The organism is Paenibacillus sp. GXUN7292, from assembly GCF_050864975.1.
GTDB lineage: Bacteria > Bacillota > Bacilli > Paenibacillales > Paenibacillaceae > Pristimantibacillus.
The window spans coordinates 1-1,570 of sequence record NZ_JBOZWO010000091.1 but is presented as its reverse complement, the minus strand read 5'-3'; the positions used below and the strand labels follow the sequence as shown (position 1 = coordinate 1,570).

At 45.7% G+C, this 1,570-nt stretch carries 1 protein-coding gene; it reads right to left on the bottom strand.

Going from position 1 to position 1,570, the window contains the following annotated elements; all coding sequences use genetic code 11:
• Positions 1-119 precede the first annotated feature (119 nt).
• Positions 120-1,316: an IS110 family transposase gene (locus ACRRU2_RS28465; protein ID WP_432506823.1), complete on the bottom strand. Its 1,197-nt coding sequence runs from the start codon at positions 1,314-1,316 to the stop codon at positions 120-122.
• Positions 1,317-1,570: the final 254 nt, after the last annotated feature.

Here is a 1,570-nt window from a genome sequence, read left to right as displayed (position 1 = left end):
AAAAAACCAGCTAATACTTTGTCAATAGAGCGTTTTAATGGACAAAGATTTTTGGTATACTAAATTCGAACATACCAAATAAACCTCCATTGAATGGAAGTTTATGGGATCAATGATCTCTAAGAAGCGAACGGTTGCCCTTTTTTAAGCATAGCGTAGACGTGATGTAATACCTTGTTGGCGCAAGCGATCACGGCTACTTTATGGGGCTTACCCTCGCTTTTTTTCTTGTCATAATAGGCTCTTAGGCGGGGATTTAAACCCTTTCTTAATCCGCATATGACCACCAGATAAGCGGCTCTTCGCAAGCGTTTTGAGCCGCGTTTCGTTATTTTGTTTTCACTTGCCGTAAATTTCCCGGAACTAAACACGCTTGGATCTAATCCCGCCATGGCGACGACTTGTTTGGGATGACTAAACTGCGATCCATCTCCAATCTCCGCCACTATTGCAGTGGCGAGCTTGGTGCCTACTCCTGGGATCGATTCCAGCAACTGCACCTGTGGGATCGTTTGGGAAACTTCATAAATGACTCGTTCTAAATCCACAAGCTGTTCCTGAAGCTCTCGAAGCACCTTAAGCATAGCCAGAAGGGATTGTCTCAAACCGAAACCCATTGTGGTAACAGGATTCATTTGACAAACGGTGCGCATCAATTCAACCTTCTTGTTCATCCAGGCATCTGAACGGGAGGCTTGGGTGGCTTCCGCAATGATCTCGTGCCAGTTATCCCCCTGCTCTTGAATTCCTTCAGTCGACAGACAGACCTCTAGCAGGTTTAAAGATGTTTTAGAAAACATATCTGTAAAGACATTTTCATAGCCAGGGATAACTTGATCAATCAGGGCTCGCATATTTAACCTGGCCTGCACATACAAGCTCGTAACGAATTCATGCTGGCGCGTTAAGAACTGCAAGTCTGTGAAAGCTTCCTTTTGGATGGGATGAGTCAGCCAATCTTCTTCCTGATAATACAGATCGCCTAGATGCCATGCATCGGATTCATCGGTTTTGACTTTGCGCAACCCTGTCCTTCTAGCTCGCTGTGCCTGCAAAGGATTCACCAGGATGACTTCAAAGGCTTCACACTGTAAATAATGAACAAGCACACGATGATAATGACCCGTGGGCTCAAGAATGATTTGTGGCTTTAAGCCACTCTGTTGCTCTAATTCAGTAAGCAAGGACTTGAGCCGCTGAAATCCTTTAGGCGTATGCAGAATGGTTTCTGCTCGTCCCACGGGTCGGTTACGTTTTAAAAAACACTGTACGACAGACTTTCCCTTTGCTACATCAATTCCGATAACAGGTTTCATCCAGTTCTCCTTTCAATAAAATCTGCCGGTTATTCCCACAATGGTTCCAACTCCACAGCTTCGCTTGTGATACGAGGTCAGCGCCTCAACCAGCTCAATCGTGATGGTCGGTGGTAGTGAGAGAACAGTTTTTGTGTACGGGGTTGTCCCCCAGGGGCTGTCACGTTCTCCCGGCTACCGCCATCATAGAATGACCATAAAGAATAGGCCAACCAGTAATATCTGGTTGACCTAATAATACGAAGGGGCTGTCC